Source organism: Gordonia alkanivorans NBRC 16433, assembly GCF_000225505.1.
Lineage (GTDB): Bacteria > Actinomycetota > Actinomycetes > Mycobacteriales > Mycobacteriaceae > Gordonia > Gordonia alkanivorans.
Window position 1 is genome coordinate 64,886 of sequence record NZ_BACI01000100.1, and the last position, 22,817, is coordinate 87,702.

Genomic DNA, 22,817 nt, shown 5'->3' on the forward strand with positions numbered 1-22,817 from the left:
CCGAGCACGCTCGCAGCGGGACCGAACATCTCTCTGACCGTTCACCCCCTACCGTCCAACGCGGACGGACTCCCTCGCGTACACAGCAGGGAAACGCAGACCTCACGCAGCTTCCGTCTGCGGGAGGAACGAAAGGACTTCCGTGACAGATACGGACCTGATCACCGCACCTGCCGAGCAGGAATCAGCGGGTACGGCCGGCCCTGACTCGGGGCAACCGGCCAAGACGCGGGCTCGGGCAGCACGTACCGGCCTGTCCGGCATGGTGCTCAGCGAGCTGCGGACCGTTGCCGGTGAACTCGGTATCAAGGGCACCTCCGGGATGCGCAAGGGCGATCTGATCGCCGCCATCAAGGAGCGCCAAGGCGGCGGAGCCGCCAAGAGTGCAGACGCCAAGGCCGAGGCCAAGAACACCGAGGCCAAGAGCACCGAGGCCAAGAACACCGAGGCCAAGGCCGCCGAGAGCGCAGGCTCCGAGGCCAAGACCGAGGCCAAGAGCTCCGAGACCCGGCGCCGGAGTGCCAAGGCGTCGTCCGAGGACGGGCAGCTGTCGATCGTCGAGTCCGCCGAAGACGGCGATTCCGGTCGGGCACCCCGCACGGGCAGGAAGAGCGCCGACGCGGAGGCCGGTGAGCAGCGCGCAGACGAGCAGAAGGGCGACGAGCCGAAGGGCGACGCCAAGGGGGATTCGGCGAAGGCCGGCGACTCCGACGCCGGTGAGCAGCGCAATCGCCGCAACCGGAACCAGAACCGGGACAACCAGAACCGTGAGGGTGGCCAGAACCGCGAGGGTGGCCAGAACCGGGACAACCAGAACCGCGATGGCGGCCAGAATCGCGACAACCAGAATCGCGACGGGGGCCAGAACCGCGGTGGCGGCCAGAATCGGGACAACCGTGACGACCGTGACGACGACGGCGAAGGCGGCGGTCGTCGCCGGGGACGCCGTTTCCGCGAGCGTCGTCGTGGGCGCGACCGCGACGGCGGTAGCCAGAACGAGCCGCAGGTCTCCGAAGACGACGTGTTGCAGCCCGTCGCCGGCATCCTCGACGTGCTCGACAACTACGCCTTCGTCCGCACCTCGGGCTACCTCGCCGGTTCCAACGACGTCTATGTGTCGATGAACATGGTGCGCAAGAACGGACTTCGACGCGGCGACGCGATCACCGGCGCGGTCAAGGTGCCGCGCGAGGGTGACCAGCAGAACCAGCGTCAGAAGTTCAACCCGCTCGTGCGTCTCGACACCGTCAACGGCGGTGAGGTGGAGGCGGCGAAGAAGCGCCCCGAGTTCAACAAACTCACCCCGCTGTACCCGAATCAGCGACTGCGCCTGGAGACCACGCCGGACCGCCTGTCGACCCGCGTGATCGACCTGATCATGCCCATCGGCAAGGGGCAGCGCGCACTGATCGTCTCGCCGCCGAAGGCCGGCAAGACGACGATCCTGCAGGACATCGCCAACGCGATCACGGTCAACAACCCGGAATGTCACCTCATGGTGGTGCTCGTCGACGAGCGTCCCGAAGAGGTCACCGACATGCAGCGCTCGGTCAAGGGCGAGGTCATCGCCTCCACCTTCGACCGTCCGCCGTCAGACCACACCTCGGTCGCCGAGCTCGCCATCGAGCGCGCCAAGCGTCTCGTCGAGAGTGGCAAAGACGTTGTGGTACTTCTGGATTCGATCACCCGTCTGGGTCGCGCGTACAACAACGCGTCGCCGGCGTCGGGCCGAATCCTCTCCGGCGGTGTCGATTCGACCGCCCTGTACCCGCCGAAGCGGTTCCTCGGTGCGGCCCGCAACATCGAGAACGGCGGATCGCTGACCATCATCGCCACCGCGATGGTCGAGACCGGTTCGACCGGTGACACGGTCATCTTCGAGGAGTTCAAGGGCACCGGCAACGCCGAGCTCAAGCTCGATCGCAAGATCTCCGAGCGCCGCGTGTTCCCCGCGGTCGACGTCAACCCGTCGGGCACGCGTAAGGACGAGCTCCTGCTCTCGCCCGATGAGTTCGCGATCGTCCACAAGCTGCGTCGTCTCCTGTCCGGTCTCGACTCGCAGCAGGCGATCGACCTGCTGATCAGCCAGCTGAAGAAGACCAAGACGAACATCGAGTTCCTGATGTCGGTACAGAAGACCGCTCCGGGAGCCGGTGGCAACGACGACTGACAGTCGACGAATTGATCGACGGCCCCGTCTCGCATCATGCGGGACGGGGCCGTCGGCGTTTCGCGTCCGCTCCCTGACCGCGAGCTTGCAAGCGTGTCGAAGGGTCCGGGTCTTCGTGGCTCGTCGCTGTGCTCCTCGCGCCTCGGACAGCACGGGGGGTCAGGAAGCCAGATCGCAGGTCAGGTGATCCCACGCCTCGGCGGTGGCGTGCGGAACGGGGCCGGTGTGGGTGACGACGAGGCAGCAGCGTGAGCGCCGGTCGTAGAACTCGATGGCCGCGGTGGGGCCCCACACGCCCGGTGACCTGGTGACCCAGCACTGTTCGACGTGGTTGAAGTTGACCATCACCCGGGAGGTGCCGGACGCGAGCACCATCTGCCCGCGGTGCTCGCGGGCGCCGTCGAGCCGGTCCTGGCGCATCTGCATACATCCCGGCGCCGCAGCGGCCACGGTGACCGTCATCCCGAGCAGCGCGGCGTGCTCGAGAGAGGTGATGACCCGACTCGGATCGACGCGGATGCCGCGCGACCCATGTCCCTGGGCCAGCAGCCGGAGCCGCGAGGTGCCGCCGTCGAGCAGGATCGAGTCGAATAGCCCGACCTGGTCGCCGTCGTGGCGGTCGTGGAGAGCGGCCTGGATGTACTCCGGTCCCGGAAGGGGCGGCACGGGAGCGGGGTCCGAGCCGTGGACGGCCGCCACCGAGGTGGACAGGCTCAGCGACTCGAAGGCGAGGCGGTCGGAGTTCTCGGTCAGGTAGGTCGCATGCGCGGTGTTGCCGCTCGAGTCGAACAGGCGCAGCGTGGGCGGGACAAGGGCGGCGGGATCGGTCTGAAGCGCCGACGACAACCGGGAGGGGTTGAGCCGCAACGAGATCTGCTCGGCGCCGATGGCGAGGGGGCCGCCCAGCGGAGTGGGGCTCCCGTGCACGCCGACCGCGTTCATGATCACCGGCCCGGCGACCGTGACACCGACGACCTCGGCGAGCGAGGGGAGTCGTGCGGCGATCGTGTCGATGTCCGGACTGATCGCGGAGTCGCCGAAACCCGGTGTGGCGAGGAGTGTTTCGAGGTCGCTCGGCCGGATCGGGTCGTCGGTGGAGTCGGGCACTGCGCGCTGGTCTCGGGGGGTCGGCTCAGTAGACGTCGCGAGCGTAACGGCCCGCGGCCCGGAGTGCGTCGACGTAGTCGCGGGCGGCGTCGGAGTCGAGTCCGCCGTGCTGGGCGACGATCTCGTGCAGGGCGGCGTCGACGTCGCCGGCCATCGTGGCGGCATCGCCGCACACGTAGACGTGGGCGCCCTTCTCGAGCCAGGCGAACAGGTCCGCGCCGTTCTCGCGCATCCGGTCCTGCACGTAGACCTTGTGCTCCTGGTCCCGCGAGAACGCGAGATCCAGTCGGTCCAGCAGACCGTCGGTGACGAACCGATCGATCTCGTCGGCGTAGAGGTAGTCGGTGTCGCGATGCTGGTCGCCGAAGAACAGCCAGTTCGAGCCGTTCGAACCGGTGGCCGCACGATGGTGGAGGAAAGCGCGGAACGGGGCGATGCCGGTTCCCGGACCGATCATGACGGCCGGGGCATCCGCGTCGGGAAGGCGGAACGTCTTGTTGGGGGTGATGAAGACGTTCACGGTGTCGCCGGGTGCGCAACGGTCGGCGAGGTGCGTCGAGCAGACACCGCCGCGTTCGCGGTCGTCGGCGACGTAGCGAACGGTTGCCATCGTGATGTGCACGGTTCCGGAGTGAACCGTGGGGCTCGAGGAGATCGAGTACTCGCGGTGGGCGAGCGGACTCAGTTCCTCGAGGAGTTCCTCGGGTGCGAAGTCCAGGGTCGGATCGATGTTCAGCAGGTCCAGCACGTCACGGCCGCGGAGCCATGCGTCGAGTGCCTGTGCGTCACCGGCCTCGACCAGGCGGGTGAGCTCGGCCTGACCGGTACGCTCGGACACCGCCTTCGCCAGGTACTTCGACGGGCAGCCGATCTCGTAGCGCGTGGTCAGGGCCTCGCGGAGGCTGTAGGTGGCTTTCCGATCGGCGATGATCTCGTCGCCGGCCGCGCCCAGGCGGTCGAGCAGGAGATCCACCAGGGCGGGATCGTTGACCGGCGTGATGGCGATGCCGTCGCCCGGCTCGTAGGTGATGCCGCTGTCGCCGAGCGAGATCTCGACGTGCCGGACCTCCTTGGCCGATCCCGGGCCCGACAGGACGGTGTTGGCGAGGATCGTCGCGGGGTAGGGGTTACGGCGGTTCCACGGTGACCGCGCCGGCTTGCGCCGCGCGGGTGCGGTCTGCGGCATGGACGACTCATCCGGGGTGGTGCGCAGTGGGGTGCTGGTACCGGCCGAAGCGGCGTCGTACATCGAGAGTCCTTCGTGGTCGCGGACGGTTGGCCGTCGGCCACCGTACTATGTTTAGGGCACCCTTACGACCCTTCCGGGTGTGACATTGGCCGGGAATCAAACGGGTGGCCCCGCTGTTGACCGACGTGCGACCGCTGCGTCCGCGATTTCCGTCGCGAACGGCACACATGGCATACTGAGCGGTCGAGTCCGGTTCCGGTTCACACCGTCGAGAGGCGACGGTGACCCGGCGACCCCAGAAAGGGACACCCAGATATGAAGCAGGGAATCCACCCCGAGTACGCGGCGACCACCGTCGTCTGCGGCTGCGGCAACACGTTCGAGACCCGCAGCACCGCGGCCAACGGTCGTATCAACGTCGAAGTCTGCTCGCAGTGCCACCCGTTCTACACGGGCAAGCAGAAGATCCTCGACACCGGCGGCCGTGTCGCCCGGTTCGAGAAGCGCTACGGCAAGCGCGCCAAGTAGACCACGCTGCGACGCCCGCCCGACGCCGAGTCGGGACGGGCGTCGTTTGTGTTTGACCAGGTTCTTCTTTCCCAGCATGCTTGCCGAAGGCGTCTTCGGCGGTGAGTTCCGTCTTTACGAGTGAGGTTCGCAGTGAGTACGCAGAGTCCGTCGGCCATCGATGACATCCTGGCCGAGCACTCCGGTCTCGAGCGGCAGCTCGCCGACCCCTCGCTCCACGACGACCCCACCGCCGCCCGGCGGGTGGGCAAGCGGTTCGCCGAACTCGCCCCGGTGATGTCGACCTACAACAAGCTCAAGGCGGCCCGCGAGGACCTCGAGGCGGCACGTGAGCTCGCGGCCGACGACCCGTCCTTCGCCGCCGAGATCCCCGCCCTCGAGACGACCGTCGAGGAACTCGACGCAACGCTCACCGACCTGCTCGCCCCGCGTGACCCCCACGACAGCGACGACGTGGTCCTCGAGATCAAGTCCGGCGCCGGCGGCGAGGAGTCCGCGCTGTTCGCCGCCGACCTCGCACGCATGTACCTCAAGTACTGCGAGCGGCACGGCTGGAAGGTGCAGACCCTCGGTGTCACCGAATCCGACCTCGGCGGCTACAAAGAGGCGACCTTCTCGATCAAGTCCAAGGAGACCGTCCGCGACGGCGTGTGGTCGCGACTCAAGTTCGAGGGCGGCGTCCACCGCGTGCAGCGCGTGCCGGTGACCGAGTCCCAGGGGCGCATCCACACCTCGGCGGCCGGAGTGCTCATCTACCCGGAGCCCGAAGAGGTCGCCGAGGTCGCGATCGACGAATCCGACCTCCGCATCGACGTCTACCGGTCGTCGGGCAAGGGCGGCCAGGGCGTCAACACCACCGACTCCGCGGTGCGCATCACCCACCTGCCCACCGGCATCGTCGTGACCTGCCAGAACGAGCGGTCGCAGCTCCAGAACAAGGCCCGGGCCATGCAGGTCCTCGCCGCCCGCCTCCAGTCGGCGGCGGAGGAAGAGGCGGAGGCCGCGGCCGCGGAGGGTCGTGCTGCGCAGATCCGCACCGTCGACCGTTCCGAGCGCATCCGTACCTACAACTTCCCCGAGAACCGCATCACCGATCACCGCATCGGCTACAAGGCCAACAACCTCGATGCCGTCCTCGCCGGGGACATGGACAACCTCCTCGACGCACTCGTCGCCGCCGAGCGCCAGGCCCGCATGGAAGCCGAATAGCCCGATGTCGGACGCGCCGGCCCGGGTGGCCGACGAAATCCGCAGTGCCGCCGCACGACTGGCCGCCGCCGGGATCGACTCGGCGCGTCGGGACGCCGAATGGCTGATGGCGCACGTCCTCTCGTGTGATCCCGGGCGCCTGATCGTCGTCGACACGATCGACGACGCACGGCTCCGCGAGTTCCGGACGGCCGTCGAGCAGCGGACACGGCGAATCCCGTTGCAGCACATCGTCGGTAGCGCACCCTTCGGCCCGCTCGAACTGGCCGTGGGGCCGGGTGTGTTCATCCCGCGGCCGGAGACGGAGTATCTGCTCGAGTGGGCGGCGTCCGCCGCGGCGACCATGACGGACCCGGTGCGCATCGTCGATCTGTGCAGCGGGAGCGGTGCGCTGGCCATCGGCCTGGCAACGCTGGTCCGATCCGCGCGCGTGACCGCCGTCGAGGTGGACGACGATGCCTTGAAGTGGTTGCGGCGCAACGTGTCCGACGCACCTGCAGTGGTTCGGGAACGGCTGGACGTGGTGGCCGCGGATGTCACCGACGCCGAGCAGATCGGCAAGGCGATCCCGCCGGGCAGCGTCTCGGTCGTCGTGACCAACCCGCCCTACGTCCCGATGCGGTCCGAGGTCGGTCCGGAAGTGGACCACGATCCGGCGCGCGCCGTCTACGGCGGCGACGACGGCATGAGTGTGATCGTCCCGATGGTGCCGATCATCGCGACCATGCTCTCCGTGGGTGGTCTCGTCGGGATCGAACACGACGACACGACCTCGGGCGCCGTCGTCGACTGCCTACGCGCGCACGGCGCATTCGACGAGGTGACCGCCCGTACGGATCTGGCCGGCCGGCCGCGCTTCGTGACGGCCCGCCGGGTCGGCTGAGGCGCGCCCGCCGGGTCGGCTGAGGCGCGTCTGCCGGGGTGCCCGGCCGGTGGCATGAAAGGATGGACCGGTGAGCATTGTTTTCGACTGCAACGATCCGCAGAGCCGTTCGGCGGGCATTCGCGCGGCCGTCGGGGCGGCGAAGGCGGGACGCCTGGTGGTGATCCCCACCGACACGCTCTACGGAGTCGGTTGCGACGCCTTCGATTCCGACGCCGTCGGCTCGCTGCTCGCGGCCAAGCATCGGGGCCGGGACATGCCGGTGCCGGTTCTCGTCGGCTCCTGGCATTCCATCGACGGACTCGTGCTGTCCGTCCCGCAGGCCGCCCGTGACCTCATCGAGGCGTTCTGGCCCGGCGGACTGAGTCTCGTTGTCCGCCAGGCACCTTCGCTCGCCTGGGATCTCGGTGACACCGACGGCACGGTCATGCTGCGCATGCCGCTGCACCCGGTCGCCATCGAGCTCTTGCGCGAGGTCGGGCCGATGGCGGTGTCGAGCGCGAACGTCTCGGGGCGTCCGCCCGCCACCACGGTCGACGAGGCCCGTGAACAACTCGGCGACGAGATCTCGGTGTACCTCGACGGCGGGCCCGCGCCGGTCGCCCAGGCGTCGACGATCGTCGACGTGTCGGGCGCGCAGCCGCGGGTCCTGCGTGAGGGTGCCATCACGATCGAGGCCGTCGCCGAGGTCCTCGACGTCGACCCCGACTCACTGCGTGGGTGAGATGCCGCCGGGCATCGGTTCGACGGGTGACCCGCAGATCGACGCGCTGATCGAGCGGGAGTCGACCCGCCGGCGGACGTGGCTCCAGCTGCTCGCGAGCGAGACCGAACCGACTTCCGGGGTGCGGGCCGCGATGGCCTCGACCTTCGACTCGAAGTACGCCGAGGGGCGCCCCGGGTCCCGCTATCACGGCGGGTGCGAGGTCGTCGACGAGCTCGAGGAGCTCGCGATCGGCCGGGCGCGGGACCTCTTCGGCGCGGGTCACGTCGACGTCCAGCCGCTGTCGGGGAGTGCGGCGAATCTCGCCGTCCATGCCGCGTTCGCCCAACCGGGCGACCCCGTGCTCGCGCTGCGGCTCGAACACGGCGGGCACCAGACCCACGGTTCGCGCGCCAACTTCTCCGGGCGCTGGTTCTCGCCGCTGCACTACGAGGTGCGCCGCGACGATGAGCTCGTCGACTACGACCAGGTACGGGAACTCGCCCTGGTGCACCGGCCGCGGATGCTGGTCGCGGGCGCCACGTCGTATTCGCGCTCCTTCGACTACCCGCTGCTCCGCGAGATAGCCGACGAGGCCGAGTGCATCCTCCTGGTCGACGCCGCGCATCTCGCCGGACACGTCGCCGCCGGGCTCCTCCCGTCGCCGGTGCCGCACGCCGACGTCGTCACCTTCTCCACCAACAAGGTCTTCCGCGGGCCCCGCGGTGGCGTCATCCTGGCGCGCACCGAACATGCGGACGCGTTGCGCAAGGCGGTCCACCCGTTCATCCAGGGCGGTCCGTCCATGCACGCGATCGCCGCGAAGGCCGTCACCTTCCACGACGCCGGTACCGAGGAGTTCGCCGACTACGTGCGGGCGACCGCGCGCATCGCGACCGACCTCGCCGACGCGTTGACCGCCCGCGGGCTGCGCGTGGTCTCCGGGGGCACGGACATCCATCTCGCGGTGGTCGACGTCGCCGCGCTCGGCATCTCCGGGTCCGAGGCGCAGGATCGTCTCAACCGATCGGGGATCGTGGTCGACAAAGCCGTCCTGCCCTTCGACGAGCGTCCCGTCGCCGAGGGCTCGGGCATCCGGATCGGCACCCCGGCGGCCACCTCCCGGGGCCTGACCGCGGACATGATCCCGGCGGTCGCCGATGCGATGCTGGCCGCGATGTCGACCGACGATCTCGCGACGCACGATCGGATCCACCGTGAGATCAGCAGCCTCGCATGCGGGTAGCGTTGTCCGGGTGTCCGATACGTCCCCAGCGATCTCCACGGTGGGAGTGGTGAGCCGATGATCGACGCCGCCCCGGTGGTGCTCGCGGCCGCGACCGACGGGGGAGGGGCCGGTGTCCCGCTGCGCGAGTTGCTGCTCGTCGGTCTGACCGCTGCCGCGATGACGTATCTGCTGACCTCGGCGGTGCGCGTGTTCGCGATCAAGGCCGGCGCGGTCGCCGTACCGCGCGTGCGCGACGTCCACGTGATCCCGACCCCGCGACTCGGCGGTCTCGGCATGTTCGGCGGGGTGGTGGCCGGCATCGCGCTCGCCGCCAACCTGCCCGCACTCAACCGGGGATTCGCCTACACCACCGACATGACCGCGGTGATCACCGCGGGCACGGTGATCGTCCTGGTCGGTGTCGTCGACGACCGGTGGGGCCTCGACGCGCTGACGAAGTTCGTCGGGCAGCTGACCGCCGCCGGGGTGCTCGTTCTCCTCGGCATCTCCTGGATCCAGGTGCCGGTGCCGTTCGCCGACATCGGGACCATCGTGCTGGATCCGCTTCAGGCGGGCCTCCTCACCGTGGCCGTCACGGTGGCGACCATCAACGCGATCAACTTCGTCGACGGCCTCGACGGTCTCGCCGCCGGTCTAGGACTCATCGCCGCGGCCGCGATCTGCATGTTCTCGCTCGGCCTGCTCCGCGATCAGGGCGGCGACGTCAGCTACTACCCGCCGGCGCTCATCGCCGTCGCACTCGCCGGGGCCTGTCTCGGCTTCCTGCCGCACAACTTCTCGCCGGCCCGGATCTTCATGGGCGACTCCGGGGCGATGCTGATCGGGCTCATGCTGGCAGCCGCCTCGACGAGTGCGTCGGGTCGTATCGCGGTCAACGCTTACGGCCCGGCCGACATCTTCACCCTGCTGTCACCGCTGATCCTCGTGGCGGCCGTGGTCTTCATCCCGATGCTCGACATGCTGCTCGCGGTGATCCGCCGGACCCGTGCCGGAGTCGGCTTCTACACCCCGGACAAGATGCACCTGCACCACCGTCTGCTCGAACTCGGGCATTCCCAGCGCCGCGTCGCTCTGATCATCTACCTCTGGGTCGGGGTCCTGGCCTTCTCCGCCGCGGCGAGCACCCTGTTCCCGCTGTCGGTGGTCGCGCCCATGTTCGGCGGGGGACTGGTGGTCGCCCTGCTGGTCACGATGGCGCCCCGGTTGGAGCGCCGGTTTGCCGAGCTCAGGACTTCTACGAAAGCGTTCCGGTGAGGTCCAGGTGGGCTTCCGGTAATGTCCGGTTCCGACCGAGCGCACCCTTGGTAAGGGCACGGTAAAGCTCGTGTACTATCGGCCGTAGTAGTTGTGGCCCGGGCTCCGACGGTGATCGCCGGCGGTTCCCGCGAGCCGCGACTCATACCCCCCGGTAAGACCTTCGGGGTGGTGTTGGTAGGGTCACACCAAACGCGAGCTGTTGCCTGGCGGCCACTGGCTGCTGCACGCACGCGGGTGCCCCGTGCCGTCGGTATGGATTCAACGAGCTGAGGAGAGGGACATGGAGACTTCTGCCCCTGATTCAGCCCCCGTCTATCCGCAGGCGCCCACCGGTCTGCGTCGTCCGGCCCTTATCGCCGGAGGCGTGACGCTCGTGGTCGCGGTGGTCTCGATCCTCGTCGGTCATCCCCTCTTCGCAGTGTTCTTCCTGCTCGGAGTCGCGGGAATCCTGGTCAACGCACTGCTCGTCAAGCGTGCCGTCGACACGGTCACCGCCGAGTTGAACCCCCGCAAAACCGCACTTGCTCTCAACTCCGCCATGCGACTCGGTGCCATCACGGTGCTCGCTCTGCTGGCGGCGTTTCTGGTCCAACCCGACGGGTTGGGCGCGATGTTCGGACTCGCCATCGGCCAGGTGGTCTTGGTGCTGAACACGGTCATTCCGGTGATGAAAGGACTTCGTAGCCAACCATGACGACCGCCCTCTACCTAGCCGCAGAGGATGGAGAATCATCCATCCAGGTGGGTCATTACACCAAGTTCGAGCTCTTCGGGTTGACCTTCAACCTGGAGACCATCATCGCCACGGCGCTCGCGGCGGCGATCATGCTCGCGCTGGCGTTCTACCTGAAGTCCAAGGTCACCTCGACGGGTGTGCCGTCGGGTGTGCAGCTCTTCTGGGAGACCGTCACCGTCCAGATGCGCAGCCAGGTCGAGAGCGCCATCGGCATGAAGGTCGCCCCGTACGTCCTGCCGCTGGCCGTCTCCCTGTTCACCTTCATCCTGATCTCGAACTGGCTGTCGATCCTGCCGGTGCAGGTCGGTCACCACGAGATCCTCAAGCCGCCCGCCGCGGACGTGAACTTCGCCTACGCGCTCGCGGTCTTCGTCTTCATCTGGTACCAGGCGGCCGGCTTCAAGCAGCGTGGTCTGCTGGGCCACCCCAAGCGCATCCTGAAGGGTCACGTCACCTTCCTCGCACCGATCAACGTGATCGAGGAGTTCACCAAGCCGATCTCGCTCTCGCTGCGACTCTTCGGCAACGTGTTCGCCGGCAGCATGATGGTCGCCCTGATCGCACTGTTCCCGCCGTACATCATGTGGGCGCCCAACGCGATCTGGAAGTCCTTCGAGCTGTTCGTCGGCCTGATCCAGGCGTTCATCTTCGCGCTGCTGACGATCCTCTACTTCTCGCAGTCGATGGAGACCGAGGATCACTGACCGCCCGAGCAGGGCACCTCGCGGGGTGAGAACGCCGCGACCACAACCGCACATGACCGACCTGCGTCGGCGCCTGTCGTCGCAGCCACAGACCTGACACACCAGTTGTCAGCAACCGAAAGGGAAATATCACAATGGATCCTTACATTGGCCTCGGCGCACTCATCGGTGGCGGCCTGATCATGGCCGGTGGCGCCGTTGGTGCCGGTATCGGTAACGGCCTGGCCGGTAGCCAGCTCATCGCCGGTATCGCTCGCCAGCCGGAGGCTCAGGGTCGTCTGTTCACCCCGTTCTTCATCACCGTTGGTCTGGTTGAGGCCGCTTACTTCATCAACCTGGCCTTCATGGCGCTCTTCGTGTTCGCCACCCCGATCAGCGCCGGCTGATCACCGCTCTCCCTTTTGTCGCCGAGTAGAAACGACACCTCACCACAATGACGCTTGCTGCAGAGAACTTCCTGCTTCCGAATGGAACGTTCTTCGTTGTCCTGCTCATCTTCGTGATTTTGCTGCTGGTCATCCGCAAGTTCGTGGTTCCGCCGATTCAGCAGGTCCTCGAGGAGCGGGACGAGATGATCCACCGCACCGCGGAGGACAATCGGACTGCCGCCGCCGAATTCGAGGATGCGGACGTGCAGTTCCGTTCGCTCCTCAAGGAAGCGCGCGGTGAGGCCACCGCCAAGCGCGACGAAGCTCGCGCCGAGGGCCGTGAACAGCTGAACGAGATGAAGCAGCGAGCGACCGCCGAGGCCGACGCTGCCCTGCAGTCGACCAGCTCCGAGCTGGCGGCTCAGGGTGAGCAGGCGGCATCGACGGCTGCAGCTGATGTGGACACACTCGCCAAGACCCTCGCGGCGCGTGTGCTCGGTGTCGACTCGGCCACTCTTTCCGACACCCGATCGACGAGCGGAGCGGTGAACTGATGGCTGCCAACACTGAGACCGAATCCGACCAGGGCCCCATCGGTACCTGGCTCCACGACATCGGTGCTGCTTTCGACCCTGCGATCTTCATCGCTCAGCTCTTCGGCTTCGCGGTCATCATCTTCCTGCTGTGGAAGTACGTCCGCCCGCCGGTGCAGAAGATGATGCGTGATCGGCAGGAGACGGTGCGCACCCAACTCGCCGAGGCCGAAGCCGCCAAGAAGCGGGTCGCCGAAGGCAAGAAGGCTCGTGAGAAGGCCGTGACCGAGGCCAAGGCCGAGGCCGAGCAGCTGAAGAAGGACGCCGCGGCCGATGCCGAGGCGATCACCTCCGACATCCGCGCCCAGGCCGATCACGAGGTCAAGCGCATCTCCGAGCACGGCCGCAACCAGGTCGCGCTGGTGCGGGCGAACCTGGTTCGTCAGCTTCGTACCGACCTCGGTCTCGCCGCGGTCGACAAGGCCGGCGAACTCGTGCGCAACCACCTCGCCGACGACTCGGCCCAGGCCGCGAGTGTCGACCGGGTCATCGACGAGCTCGAGGAGATGTCCTCCGGATCGTCGTCGGCGGTTCCGTCGAGCGCCAAGCTCGTCGGTCTGCACGCCATGCGTGCCGCCAGCCGCGACGCCGCTCTCGCGGTGTCGGACAAGTTCGACTCGGCTGCGAGCGATCTCGACGGTGCGGCGCTCGCCGCGGCGTCGGGTGATCTGACCGCGGCCATCAACCTCCTCGGCGAGAACCCGGTGCTGCGCAAGCGACTGGTCGAGGACGACGAGAACGCCGCCGGCAAGAACTCGCTGGTGCACACCCTGTTCGACGGCAAGGTGGCCGCGGTGGTCGTGGAGGTTCTCGCAACCGCCTCGACTCAGCGCTGGTCGTCGTCGGGCGACTTCATCACCGCCCTGCGTCGCCAGAACTCGCTGATCGTGCTCACCGCCGCCGAGCGTGACGGGGTCATCGAGCAGGTCGAGGACGAGCTGTTCCGGGTCAGCCGGATCCTGGAGGCCAACCCGCAGCTCGCGTCGCTGCTCTCCGATCACGGCAAGGACGCCGACAAGCGCGTCGACCTCCTGCAGAAGCTGGTGGGGGAGAAGGTCAGCGGCCACACCTGGACGCTGCTGTCCTCGACCGTCCGCCTGCTGAACGGTCAGGCCGCCGATGTCGCCGTCGATCAGCTCGCCGAGCTGGCCGCCGCCCGACGCGGCGAATCGGTCGCCCACGTCGTGTCGGCCTCCGAACTGGCCGACGCACAGGTCGAGCGCCTCGCGACCGTCCTCGGCGGGATCTACGGCCGCACCATCTCGGTGCAGACCGAGGTCCAGCCCGAACTGCTGGGCGGCCTGCGGATCAGCGTCGGCGACGAGGTCATCGACGCCGATGTCGCCACGCGCCTCGCGAAGGCAGCCGAGACGCTGCCGCGCTGACGCAGCTCGACCCTGACCACCCGAACACCCAAGCCCGAGCCCTAAAGCCTCAGAGCTAATCAAGGAAAGACGAGAACCCATGGCGGAGTTGACGATCTCACCAGACGAGATTAAGGGAGCGATCGAGCAGTACGTCTCGTCGTTCGAAGCCGAAGCGTCGCGTGACGAGGTCGGTATGATCACCGATACGTCGGACGGTATCGCTCACGTCAGCGGACTGCCCAGCGCAATGGCCAACGAGCTCCTCGAGTTCCCCGGCGGCGTCCTCGGCGTCGCGCTGAACCTCGACGAGGACGAGATCGGCGCCGTCATCCTGGGTGACTACGAGTCCCTGGAAGAAGGCCAGCAGGTCAGCCGTACCGGCAACGTGCTCTCCGTGCCCGTCGGCGACGCCTTCCTCGGCCGCGTGGTCGATCCCCTCGGCGCCCCGATCGACGGACAGGGCGACATCGAGGCGGAAGAGCAGCGCGTCCTGGAGCTGCAGGCCGCCTCGGTGCTCGAGCGCCAGCCCGTCGAGGAGTCCCTCGCCACCGGCATCAAGGCCATCGACGCCATGACCGCCATCGGCCGCGGACAGCGTCAGCTCGTCATCGGCGACCGCAAGACCGGCAAGACCGCCGTCTGCATCGACGCCATCCTGAACCAGAAGGCCAACTGGGAGACCGGCGACCCCACCAAGCAGGTCCGCTGCATCTACGTCGCGATCGGCCAGAAGGGTTCGACCATCGCCGGCGTCAAGTCCGCTCTCGAAGAGGCCGGCGCGATGGAGTACACCACCATCGTGGCGGCCCCGGCCTCGGACTCGGCCGGCTTCAAGTGGCTCGCCCCGTACACCGGTTCGGCCATCGGCCAGCACTGGATGTACCAGGGCAAGCACGTCCTCATCGTGTTCGACGACCTGACCAAGCAGGCCGAGGCTTACCGCGCCATCTCGCTGCTGCTGCGCCGCCCGCCGGGCCGCGAGGCATACCCGGGTGACGTCTTCTACTTGCACTCGCGCCTCCTGGAGCGTTGTGCGAAGCTCTCCGACGAGCTCGGCGGCGGCTCGATGACCGGTCTGCCGATCATCGAGACCAAGGCGAACGACGTCTCTGCGTTCATCCCGACCAACGTCATCTCGATCACCGACGGCCAGGTCTTCCTGGAGTCGGACCTGTTCAACAAGGGTGTCCGCCCCGCCATCAACGTCGGTACCTCGGTGTCGCGCGTCGGTGGTGCCGCACAGACCAAGGGCCTCAAGAAGGTCTCGGGTTCGCTGCGTCTGGAGCTGGCCCAGTTCCGCGAGCTGGAGGCCTTCTCGGCCTTCGCCTCCGACCTCGACGATGCGTCGAAGGCGCAGCTCGAGCGCGGTGCCCGCTGGGTCGAGATGCTCAAGCAGGACCAGTACAGCCCCTTCTCGGTCGAGGACCAGATCGTCTCGATCTACCTCTGCGGTGAGGGTCACTACGACTCGGTGCCGGTCGACGACGTGCGCAACTTCGAGACCCAGCTGCTGAGCCACCTGCACCACAACGCGAAGGGTGTCTACGACTCGATCGCCGGCGGCAAGGCGCTCGCCGACGACCAGGCCGAGGCCCTCGTCGCCGAGACCAACAAGTTCAAGAACGGCTACCTCACCCACGACGGCCGTCGCGTGGTCAACGAGGCCGAGGCGCAGGCAATGGATGCCGAGAACGTCGAGAACGAAGAGATCAAGATCCGCAAGTGATCTCAGACGTCAACGGACATTGCGATAAGGAAGGGGTGAGGGCTCATGGCCAGCATTCGTGAGCTGCGCTCACGCATCCGGTCGGTCCAGTCGACCAAGAAGATCACCAAGGCTCAGGAGCTGATCGCGACCTCGCGTATCACGAAGGCCCAGGGTCGCGTCGCGGCGGCGAAGCCGTACTCGGAAGAGATGACGACGGTGCTCTCCGAGCTCGCGAGCAACTCGGGCTACCTGGACAACCCGCTGCTGAACGAGCGTGAGAATCCCAAGCGTGCGGCGATCCTGGTGGTCACCAGCGATCGCGGTATGTGCGGTGGTTACAACGCCAACGTGCTCAAGGCGACCCGTGAGCTCATCGCGCTGCTGCGCGAGGAGGGCAAGGAAGCCGTGCTCTTCGTGATGGGTCGAAAGGGTGTGGGGTTCTTCAACTTCCGCGGCCTGACCGTCTCGGATTCGTGGACCGGCTTCTCGGAGGCCCCGAAGTACTCCGACGCCAGCACCGCGACGCAGTTCCTGGTGGATCTGTTCGTGGCCGGCTCGGGCACCGAGGTCGAGCGTCCGGGTGGCGACGGCGTCCTCGAGGGCGTCGACGAACTGCACCTGGTCTACACCCGGTTCCAGTCGATGCTGTCGCAGGTGCCGGAGGTTCGCCGGGTGGCGCCGCTGGTCGTGTCCGAGGACGACGATCCGTCCGACGACACCCCGTCCCGGAACTACACGTTCGAGCCGGGTGCGGATGCGCTGCTCGACGCGCTGCTGCCGAAGTACGTGGCAACGCGGGTGTACGCGGCACTGCTGGATTCGGCCGCGTCGGAGTCGGCTGCTCGCCGTACCGCCATGAAGGCGGCGACCGACAACGCCGAGGAACTGGCCAAGACGCTGTCGCGTGAGGCCAACCAGCTCCGCCAGGCCCAGATCACCCAGGAAATCAGCGAGATCGTCGGTGGTTCGAGCGCACTGGCCACCTAGCCACCGCGCCCCCGAGTCCTGACGACGAGAACCAATACTTCGATCAAGAGGAAGTGACCCAAGCACCATGACCGCAGCAGTAGAAAACCCCTCCGCGCAGTCGGCGGGTTCCGCCGACGGGCGGGTCGTCCGCATCATCGGCCCCGTGGTCGACGTCGAGTTCCCCCGCGGCTCGATCCCTGAGCTGTTCAACGCCCTGCACGCCGAGGTCACCCTCTCCTCGGTTGCCAAGACCCTGACCCTCGAGGTCGCGCAGCACCTCGGCGACAACCTGGTGCGCACCATCTCGATGCAGCCCACCGACGGCCTGGTCCGCGGTGCGCCCGTCTCCGACACCGGCAAGTCGATCGTCGTGCCGGTCGGCGACGTCGTGAAGGGCCACGTTTTCAACGCCCTCGGCGACTGCCTCGACAGCCCCGGCCTGGGTCGTGATGGCGAGCAGTGGAGCATCCACCGCAAGCCTCCGGCCTTCGACGAGCTCGAGGGCAAGACCGAGATCCTCGAGACCGGTATCAAGGTCATCGACCTGCTGACCCCGTACGTCAAGGGCGGCAAGATCGGTCTGTTCGGTGGTGCGGGCGTCGGCAAGACCGTCCTCATCCAGGAGATGATCACGCGTATCGCGCGTGAGTTCTCCGGCACCTCGGTGTTCGCCGGCGTCGGCGAGCGCACCCGTGAGGGCACCGACCTCCACCTCGAGATGGAGGAGATGGGCGTTCTCCAGGACACCGCCTTGGTGTTCGGTCAGATGGACGAGCCGCCGGGCACGCGTATGCGCGTGGCGCTGTCGGCGCTGACCATGGCGGAGTACTTCCGCGATGTGAAGCACCAGGACGTGCTGCTGTTCATCGACAACATCTTCCGCTTCACGCAGGCGGGCTCGGAGGTCTCGACCCTCCTCGGCCGTATGCCGTCCGCGGTGGGTTACCAGCCGACCCTGGCCGACGAGATGGGCGAGCTCCAGGAGCGCATCACCTCGACCAAGGGCCGCTCGATCACCTCGCTGCAGGCGATCTACGTCCCCGCCGACGACTACACCGACCCGGCGCCGGCGACCACCTTCGCGCACCTCGATGCGACCACCGAGCTCTCGCGTCCGATCTCGCAGCTGGGTATCTACCCGGCCGTGGACCCGCTGACCTCGACCTCGCGAATCCTCGAGGCCTCGATCGTGGGCGACGAGCACTTCCGCGTCGCCAACGAGGTCAAGCGCATCCTGCAGAAGTACAAGGAGCTGCAGGACATCATCGCCATCCTCGGTATGGACGAGCTCTCCGAAGAGGACAAGGTCACGGTGCAGCGTGCTCGCCGTATCCAGAAGTTCCTCGGCCAGAACTTCCTCGTCGCCGAGAAGTTCACCGGTCAGAAGGGCTCGGTCGTCCCGCTCGCGGACACCATCGAGGCATTCGACCGTGTCGCCAAGGGCGAGTTCGACCACCTGCCCGAGCAGGCGTTCAACAGCTGCGGTGGACTCGACGACGTGGAGGCCGCCGCCGCCAAGATCGCCGGAAAGTAGCGGTAATCCATGGCTGAGAAGTCCTTCCACGTGGAGGTTGTCTCCGCGGATTCGAGCCTGTACTCGGGCGAGGCCACGTTCCTGATCGCGCAGACCACGGTCGGCGAGCTGGGCATCCTGGCCAACCACGAGCCGCTCCTGGGCCAGCTGGTCCCGGGTGGCTTCGTGGTGATCGTCGAGGAGAACGGCAATCGCCGCGCGGCCGCGGTCGAGGGCGGATTCCTGTCCGTCACCGGCGAGGCCGTCACAGTGCTCGCGGAGTCGGCCGACTGGGCCGACGACGTCGACGTCAACGCGGAGAAGACCGCACTCGAGCAGGCTGAGCCGGACTCCCCGGAGTACCACCGTGCTCACGCGCGTTTGACTGCGGCACAGCAGCTTTCGAAGTAGCACCCGCGCTCGCGCGACGGTCACCTCGGCCGGTCATCGGATATGCATCCGGTGACCGGCCGAGGTCGTTTCGCGCCCGATGTGCGTGATCTGGCATGCTGGATCCACAGCCCTTGTCCCGCTCGTCGGGTCATGCCGTCGATGATCGATCAGGATCTCCGACGGCGGACCGGACGTTTGCGGTGACCGCACAAAGGAGTAGGTGATGACGCTGCTGGTCGTATTGCTCAGTGTGCTGCTGGCGGTGGCCGTCATCGTCTGCGTTCTGCTCGCGGTGCGTCTGGCCCAGCTCCGACGCGTCGGCACCCCGATCCTGCTGCGCACCATCCCCGCAGAGGTAGATCACGGCTGGCGTCACGGCACGGTGCACTACAGCGACGACTCGCTGCGCTACTACCGGCTGGCCTCACTGCGTCCGGGCCCCAACGTCACCTTCGCCCGTCAGGGCATCGAGATCGCGGGCCGGCGACGCCCCGAGGGAACCGAGATGGAGATCCTCGACGGCATGGTGATCCTGCAGGTACAGACCACCGGCAAGACCCACACCATCGGCAAGGGTTCCGATGGTGCGGGCTCGGACGGCAAGGTCAAGGACGGTTACGAGCTCGCCATGGGCCCGGGCGCGGTCACCGCGTTCCAGTCCTGGCTGGAGTCCCGGCAGTCTGCACGGTCACAGCGGCGCAAGAGCGCCTGAGTCCGTCAGACGGGCGGGATCGTCCTGTCTCCGGGGCCTACCAGGTCTCGGACCTCTCAGCTGTCGGACGACTCCGGACGCTCCCGGTTGCCGCCCGGAACCCACTTCACGTCACCGAGGGTGCCGTCGGGAGCCCGGTTGGCCACCCGCGACAGGATGAACAGCAGGTCGGACAGGCGGTTGAGGTACTTCGCCGGAAGGACGCTCGTGTTGTCCGGATAGGCGGCCACCGCGGCCCACGCCGAACGTTCCGCGCGACGGGTCACCGTGCGGGCCTGATGCAGTAGTGCCGCCAACGGGGTTCCGCCCGGCAGGATGAACGAGTCCAACGGCGGAAGCTCGGAGCCGAAGTCGTCGCACCAGCCCTCGAGGGCGTCGATGTACTCCTGGGCGATCCGCAGCGGCGGGTACTCCGGGTTCTCGACGATCGGCGAGGACAGGTCGGCGCCGGCGTCGAACAGGTCGTTCTGCACGGTGGACAACACCGCGGCGATGTCGGCGGGTACGTCACCGCCGAGAGCCAACGCCATGCCGATCGCGCCGTTGGCTTCGTCACAGTCGGCATAGGCGACAACACGCGGATCGGTCTTGGGAACGCGCGAGAAGTCACTCAAACCGGTCGAACCGTCGTCGCCGGTGCGGGTGTAGATCCTCGTCAGATGAACGGCCATGCGTTGAATGTACTGCGTGCGATGAGCGCCGGACGGCGGCGGATAAGGTGGCATGCGTGAGCGATCGGTTTCTGGTGACGGGCGGGGCACGTCTGTCCGGTGAGGTGTCGGTGGGTGGCGCCAAGAACAGCGTGCTGAAGCTGATGGCGGCGGCGTTGCTGGCCGAGGGGACGACGGTGCTGACCAACGCGCCCGAGATCGCCGACGTGCCGTTGATGGCCGACGTCCTGCGCGGTCTGGGTGCCGTCGTGGAGATGGACGGCGACACCGTCTCGATCACGGCCCCGGCCGAACCGAAGTTCCATGCCGATTTCGCGGCCGTCCGCCAGTTCCGCGCCTCGGTGTGCGTCCTCGGACCGCTGATGGCCCGGTGCCATCGGGCTGTCGTGGCCCTCCCGGGCGGCGACGCGATCGGGTCGCGGCCCCTGGACATGCATCAGGCGGGTCTGCGCGCGCTGGGCGCGACCAGCTCGATCGAGCACGGCTGCGTGGTGGCCGAGGCCGACGCACTCGTCGGCGCGCCGATCGCGCTCGAGTTCCCGTCGGTGGGTGCCACCGAGAACATTCTGATGGCGGCGGTCCTGGCCGAGGGCCAGACGACCATCGACAACGCCGCACGCGAGCCGGAGATCGTCGATCTCTGCGTGATGTTGCAGCAGATGGGTGCGCAGATCGAGGGAGCAGGCACCTCGACGCTGACCGTGAACGGCGTCGACCGCCTGCATCCCGCTACCCACCGGGTGGTGGGGGACCGCATCGTCGGTGCCACGTGGGGGATCGCCGCCGCGATGACGCGCGGTGACGTGACCGTCCGGGGTGTGCAGCCCGAGCATCTGCAGCTCGTGCTGAACAAGCTCGTCGACACCGGCGCCCGCGTCGACACCTTCGACGACGGCTTCCGGGTGCGTCACGACAACCGGCCGGTCGCGGTCAACGTCTCGACGCTGCCGTTCCCCGGTTTCCCCACCGACCTGCAGCCGATGGCGATCGGCCTCGCCGCCATCTCCGAGGGCATGTCCGTCATCACCGAGAACGTCTTCGAGGCCCGGTTCCGCTTCGTCGAGGAGATGGTCCGCCTCGGGGCAGACGCACGCACCGACGGCCACCACGCGGTCATCCGCGGAATCGAGAAGCTCTCGAGCGCGCCCGTCTGGTGTTCGGACATCCGCGCCGGCGCCGGTCTGGTGCTCGCCGGCCTCGTTGCCGACGGCGTCACCGAGGTGCACGACGTCGAACACATCGACCGCGGCTACCCGCACTTCGTCGAGATCCTCCGCAGTCTCGGCGGCGAGATCGAGCGCGTCTCCGACTGACCCGTGGGTGCCGACCTGTCCGATCGGACAGGTGGTACCCCCGTCCCGATGGGCCGACCCTGTCCGCCAAGGGTCAGGACCCCTTGTGGCCGTTGTGATCTGAGCGACATTCTCGTTGTGACAGACCCAACCGTCACAAGGAGTTCACCCCCATGGCCATTGAGCTGAACCAGATCTGGGATTTCCCGATCAAGGAGTTCCACCCGTTCCCGAAGGCGAAGCTGGGCGTCGGTGCGCACGACATGCTCGGTGTCGAGGCCAAGGAACTGGGTATGACCCGTGCCCTGCTGATGACAACCGGCCTCCGCGGTTCCGGCATCATCGAGGAACTGATCGGCAAGATCGAGTACCAGGGCGTCGACGTGGTCCTCTACGACCAGGTGGAGTCCAACCCCAAGGACTACAACGTCATGGACGCCGCCGCGCTGTACCAGTCGGAGAAGTGCGACGGCATCATCTCGGTCGGCGGTGGTTCGAGCCACGACGCCGCCAAGGGCGCCCGCATGGTGATCGCCCACGACGGCCGCAACATCAACGAGTTCGAGGGCTTCTCGAAGGCCACCAACAAGGAGAACCCGAAGCACATCGCGGTCTCGACCACCGCGGGCACCGGCTCGGAGACCTCCTGGGCCTACGTCATCACCGACACCTCGGACATGAACAACCCGCACAAGTGGGTCGCTTTCGACGACACCTGTCTCGTCGACCTCGCGATGGACGACCCGCTGCTGTACTACCCCTGCCCGGAGCATTTCACCGCGTTCTGCGGGTTCGACGTCCTCGCCCACGCCAGTGAGCCGTACGTCTCGCGGCTGGACTTCGCGCCGTCGCTCGGCAACGCGAAGTACTCGATCGAACTGATCGCCAAGCACCTGCGGACCGCGGTCTACGATCCGCGCAACCTCGAGGCGCGCACGGGAATGATGCACGCGCAGTACATCTCGGCGCAGGCGTTCAACTCCGGCGGTCTCGGCCTGGTGCACAGCCTGTCCCATGCGGTGAGCGCCTTCTACGACAGCCACCACGGCCTCAACAACGCCATCGCGCTGCCCCGCGTGTGGGAGTACAACCTGCCCTCCCGCTTCGAGCGCTACGCCGAGATCGCCGCACTTCTCGGCGTCGACACCTCCAAGATGACCACCGTGCAGGCCGCCGACGCCGCGGTCGAGGAGGCCATCCGCCTGTCGAAGGACCTCGGCATCCCGGACAACTTCGGACAGCTGTCGACCAACAGCTACGACAAGAACCGGATGAACACCGGCAAGTACGAGGGTCGCGGCGAGGGCATCGACACCTCGGAGAAGCAGATCCGCGCCATCGCCGAGCACATGATGGGCGACTGGTGCACCCCGGGCAACCCCCGCGAGAGCACCGTCGAATCGCTGATCCCCATGGTCACGCACGCCTTCACCGGCAGCTACTGATCACGCCCAGGGCGTCGAGAGCCACCACGACGCCCGTGGCGGAGCCGTGCC

General features: G+C 67.5%; 22 protein-coding genes. 19 read left to right on the plus strand and 3 right to left on the minus strand.

All coding sequences use genetic code 11. The features are described from left to right. Nucleotides 1-142: 142 nt before the first annotated feature. The gene (gene rho / locus GOALK_RS19290) at nt 143-2,170 is read left to right on the plus strand and encodes a transcription termination factor Rho (RefSeq protein ID WP_006360512.1); all 2,028 of its coding nucleotides are present in this window, start codon (nt 143-145) and stop codon (nt 2,168-2,170) included. A gap of 159 nt (nt 2,171-2,329) precedes the next feature. Here the strand turns inward: rho and GOALK_RS19295 are convergent, their stop codons facing one another. Together GOALK_RS19295 and GOALK_RS19300 are read right to left on the minus strand one after the other, a co-directional pair. Then, nucleotides 2,330-3,277 carry a ChuX/HutX family heme-like substrate-binding protein gene (locus GOALK_RS19295; RefSeq protein ID WP_006360513.1) on the minus strand — a complete coding sequence of 316 codons (948 nt, stop codon included), beginning with the start codon at nt 3,275-3,277 and terminating at the stop codon, nt 2,330-2,332. A 25-nt stretch (nt 3,278-3,302) separates the two neighbouring features. After that, nucleotides 3,303-4,526 carry a sulfite reductase subunit alpha gene (locus GOALK_RS19300; protein WP_006360514.1) on the minus strand — a complete coding sequence of 408 codons (1,224 nt, stop codon included), beginning with the start codon at nt 4,524-4,526 and terminating at the stop codon, nt 3,303-3,305. 255 nt (nt 4,527-4,781) lie between these two features. Here GOALK_RS19300 and rpmE point away from each other — a divergent pair, with 255 nt between their 5' ends. The 16 genes from rpmE to GOALK_RS19380 all read left to right on the plus strand — a co-directional run bounded on the left by rpmE (nt 4,782) and on the right by GOALK_RS19380 (nt 19,358). Then, nucleotides 4,782-4,994 carry a 50S ribosomal protein L31 gene (gene rpmE / locus GOALK_RS19305; protein WP_006360515.1) on the plus strand — a complete coding sequence of 71 codons (213 nt, stop codon included), beginning with the start codon at nt 4,782-4,784 and terminating at the stop codon, nt 4,992-4,994. A gap of 132 nt (nt 4,995-5,126) precedes the next feature. Then, complete coding sequence (prfA, locus tag GOALK_RS19310; RefSeq protein ID WP_006360516.1) at nt 5,127-6,203, plus strand: peptide chain release factor 1; 1,077 nt, start codon at nt 5,127-5,129, stop codon at nt 6,201-6,203. Nucleotides 6,204-6,207: 4 nt separating this feature from the next. Further along, nucleotides 6,208-7,086: a peptide chain release factor N(5)-glutamine methyltransferase gene (prmC, locus tag GOALK_RS19315; protein ID WP_006360517.1), complete on the plus strand. Its 879-nt coding sequence runs from the start codon at nt 6,208-6,210 to the stop codon at nt 7,084-7,086. Nucleotides 7,087-7,156: 70 nt separating this feature from the next. After that, nucleotides 7,157-7,810: an L-threonylcarbamoyladenylate synthase gene (locus GOALK_RS19320; protein ID WP_006360518.1), complete on the plus strand. Its 654-nt coding sequence runs from the start codon at nt 7,157-7,159 to the stop codon at nt 7,808-7,810. Between the two features lies 1 nt (nt 7,811). Then, nucleotides 7,812-9,035 (plus strand): serine hydroxymethyltransferase, encoded by a 1,224-nt coding sequence (glyA, locus tag GOALK_RS19325; RefSeq protein ID WP_081474369.1) that lies wholly within the window; start codon nt 7,812-7,814, stop codon nt 9,033-9,035. Between the two features lie 57 nt (nt 9,036-9,092). Continuing rightward, nucleotides 9,093-10,292, plus strand: a complete 1,200-nt coding sequence (locus tag GOALK_RS19330) for a glycosyltransferase family 4 protein (RefSeq protein ID WP_006360520.1) — start codon at nt 9,093-9,095, stop codon at nt 10,290-10,292. A 283-nt stretch (nt 10,293-10,575) separates the two neighbouring features. After that, a complete protein-coding gene (locus tag GOALK_RS19335; RefSeq protein ID WP_006360521.1) occupies nt 10,576-10,989 on the plus strand; it encodes a hypothetical protein in 414 nt (137 codons plus the stop codon). Beyond that, nucleotides 10,986-11,735, plus strand: coding sequence for a F0F1 ATP synthase subunit A (gene atpB / locus GOALK_RS19340; protein ID WP_006360522.1), 750 nt, complete (start codon nt 10,986-10,988; stop codon nt 11,733-11,735). Before GOALK_RS19335 ends, atpB begins: the two co-directional genes overlap by 4 nt. A gap of 134 nt (nt 11,736-11,869) precedes the next feature. Then, on the plus strand, nt 11,870-12,121 hold the full coding sequence (locus tag GOALK_RS19345; RefSeq protein ID WP_006360523.1) for a F0F1 ATP synthase subunit C: 252 nt from the start codon (nt 11,870-11,872) through the stop codon (nt 12,119-12,121). 47 nt (nt 12,122-12,168) lie between these two features. After that, a complete protein-coding gene (locus GOALK_RS19350; RefSeq protein ID WP_006360524.1) occupies nt 12,169-12,657 on the plus strand; it encodes a F0F1 ATP synthase subunit B in 489 nt (162 codons plus the stop codon). After that, nucleotides 12,657-14,081, plus strand: a complete 1,425-nt coding sequence (locus GOALK_RS19355; RefSeq protein ID WP_006360525.1) for a F0F1 ATP synthase subunit B/delta — start codon at nt 12,657-12,659, stop codon at nt 14,079-14,081. Before GOALK_RS19350 ends, GOALK_RS19355 begins: the two co-directional genes overlap by 1 nt. A gap of 79 nt (nt 14,082-14,160) precedes the next feature. Beyond that, on the plus strand, nt 14,161-15,789 hold the full coding sequence (atpA, locus tag GOALK_RS19360; protein WP_006360526.1) for a F0F1 ATP synthase subunit alpha: 1,629 nt from the start codon (nt 14,161-14,163) through the stop codon (nt 15,787-15,789). A gap of 45 nt (nt 15,790-15,834) precedes the next feature. Further along, nucleotides 15,835-16,758, plus strand: coding sequence for a F0F1 ATP synthase subunit gamma (locus tag GOALK_RS19365; protein ID WP_005194832.1), 924 nt, complete (start codon nt 15,835-15,837; stop codon nt 16,756-16,758). Between the two features lie 67 nt (nt 16,759-16,825). Then, the gene (gene atpD, locus GOALK_RS19370; RefSeq protein WP_006360527.1) at nt 16,826-18,274 is read left to right on the plus strand and encodes a F0F1 ATP synthase subunit beta; all 1,449 of its coding nucleotides are present in this window, start codon (nt 16,826-16,828) and stop codon (nt 18,272-18,274) included. Between the two features lie 9 nt (nt 18,275-18,283). Next, nucleotides 18,284-18,664: a F0F1 ATP synthase subunit epsilon gene (locus tag GOALK_RS19375; RefSeq protein ID WP_006360528.1), complete on the plus strand. Its 381-nt coding sequence runs from the start codon at nt 18,284-18,286 to the stop codon at nt 18,662-18,664. 205 nt (nt 18,665-18,869) lie between these two features. Beyond that, on the plus strand, nt 18,870-19,358 hold the full coding sequence (locus GOALK_RS19380; RefSeq protein WP_006360529.1) for a DUF2550 domain-containing protein: 489 nt from the start codon (nt 18,870-18,872) through the stop codon (nt 19,356-19,358). A gap of 56 nt (nt 19,359-19,414) precedes the next feature. Here the strand turns inward: GOALK_RS19380 and GOALK_RS19385 are convergent, their stop codons facing one another. Next, on the minus strand, nt 19,415-20,029 hold the full coding sequence (locus GOALK_RS19385; protein ID WP_006360530.1) for a cob(I)yrinic acid a,c-diamide adenosyltransferase: 615 nt from the start codon (nt 20,027-20,029) through the stop codon (nt 19,415-19,417). 56 nt (nt 20,030-20,085) lie between these two features. Here GOALK_RS19385 and murA point away from each other — a divergent pair, with 56 nt between their 5' ends. Together murA and mdo are read left to right on the plus strand one after the other, a co-directional pair. Then, nucleotides 20,086-21,342: a UDP-N-acetylglucosamine 1-carboxyvinyltransferase gene (gene murA, locus GOALK_RS19390; RefSeq protein WP_040004357.1), complete on the plus strand. Its 1,257-nt coding sequence runs from the start codon at nt 20,086-20,088 to the stop codon at nt 21,340-21,342. A gap of 152 nt (nt 21,343-21,494) precedes the next feature. Then, entirely contained in the window at nt 21,495-22,766 is a 1,272-nt protein-coding gene (mdo, locus tag GOALK_RS19395; RefSeq protein ID WP_006360532.1) for an NDMA-dependent methanol dehydrogenase, read from the plus strand. Nucleotides 22,767-22,817 lie beyond the last annotated feature (51 nt).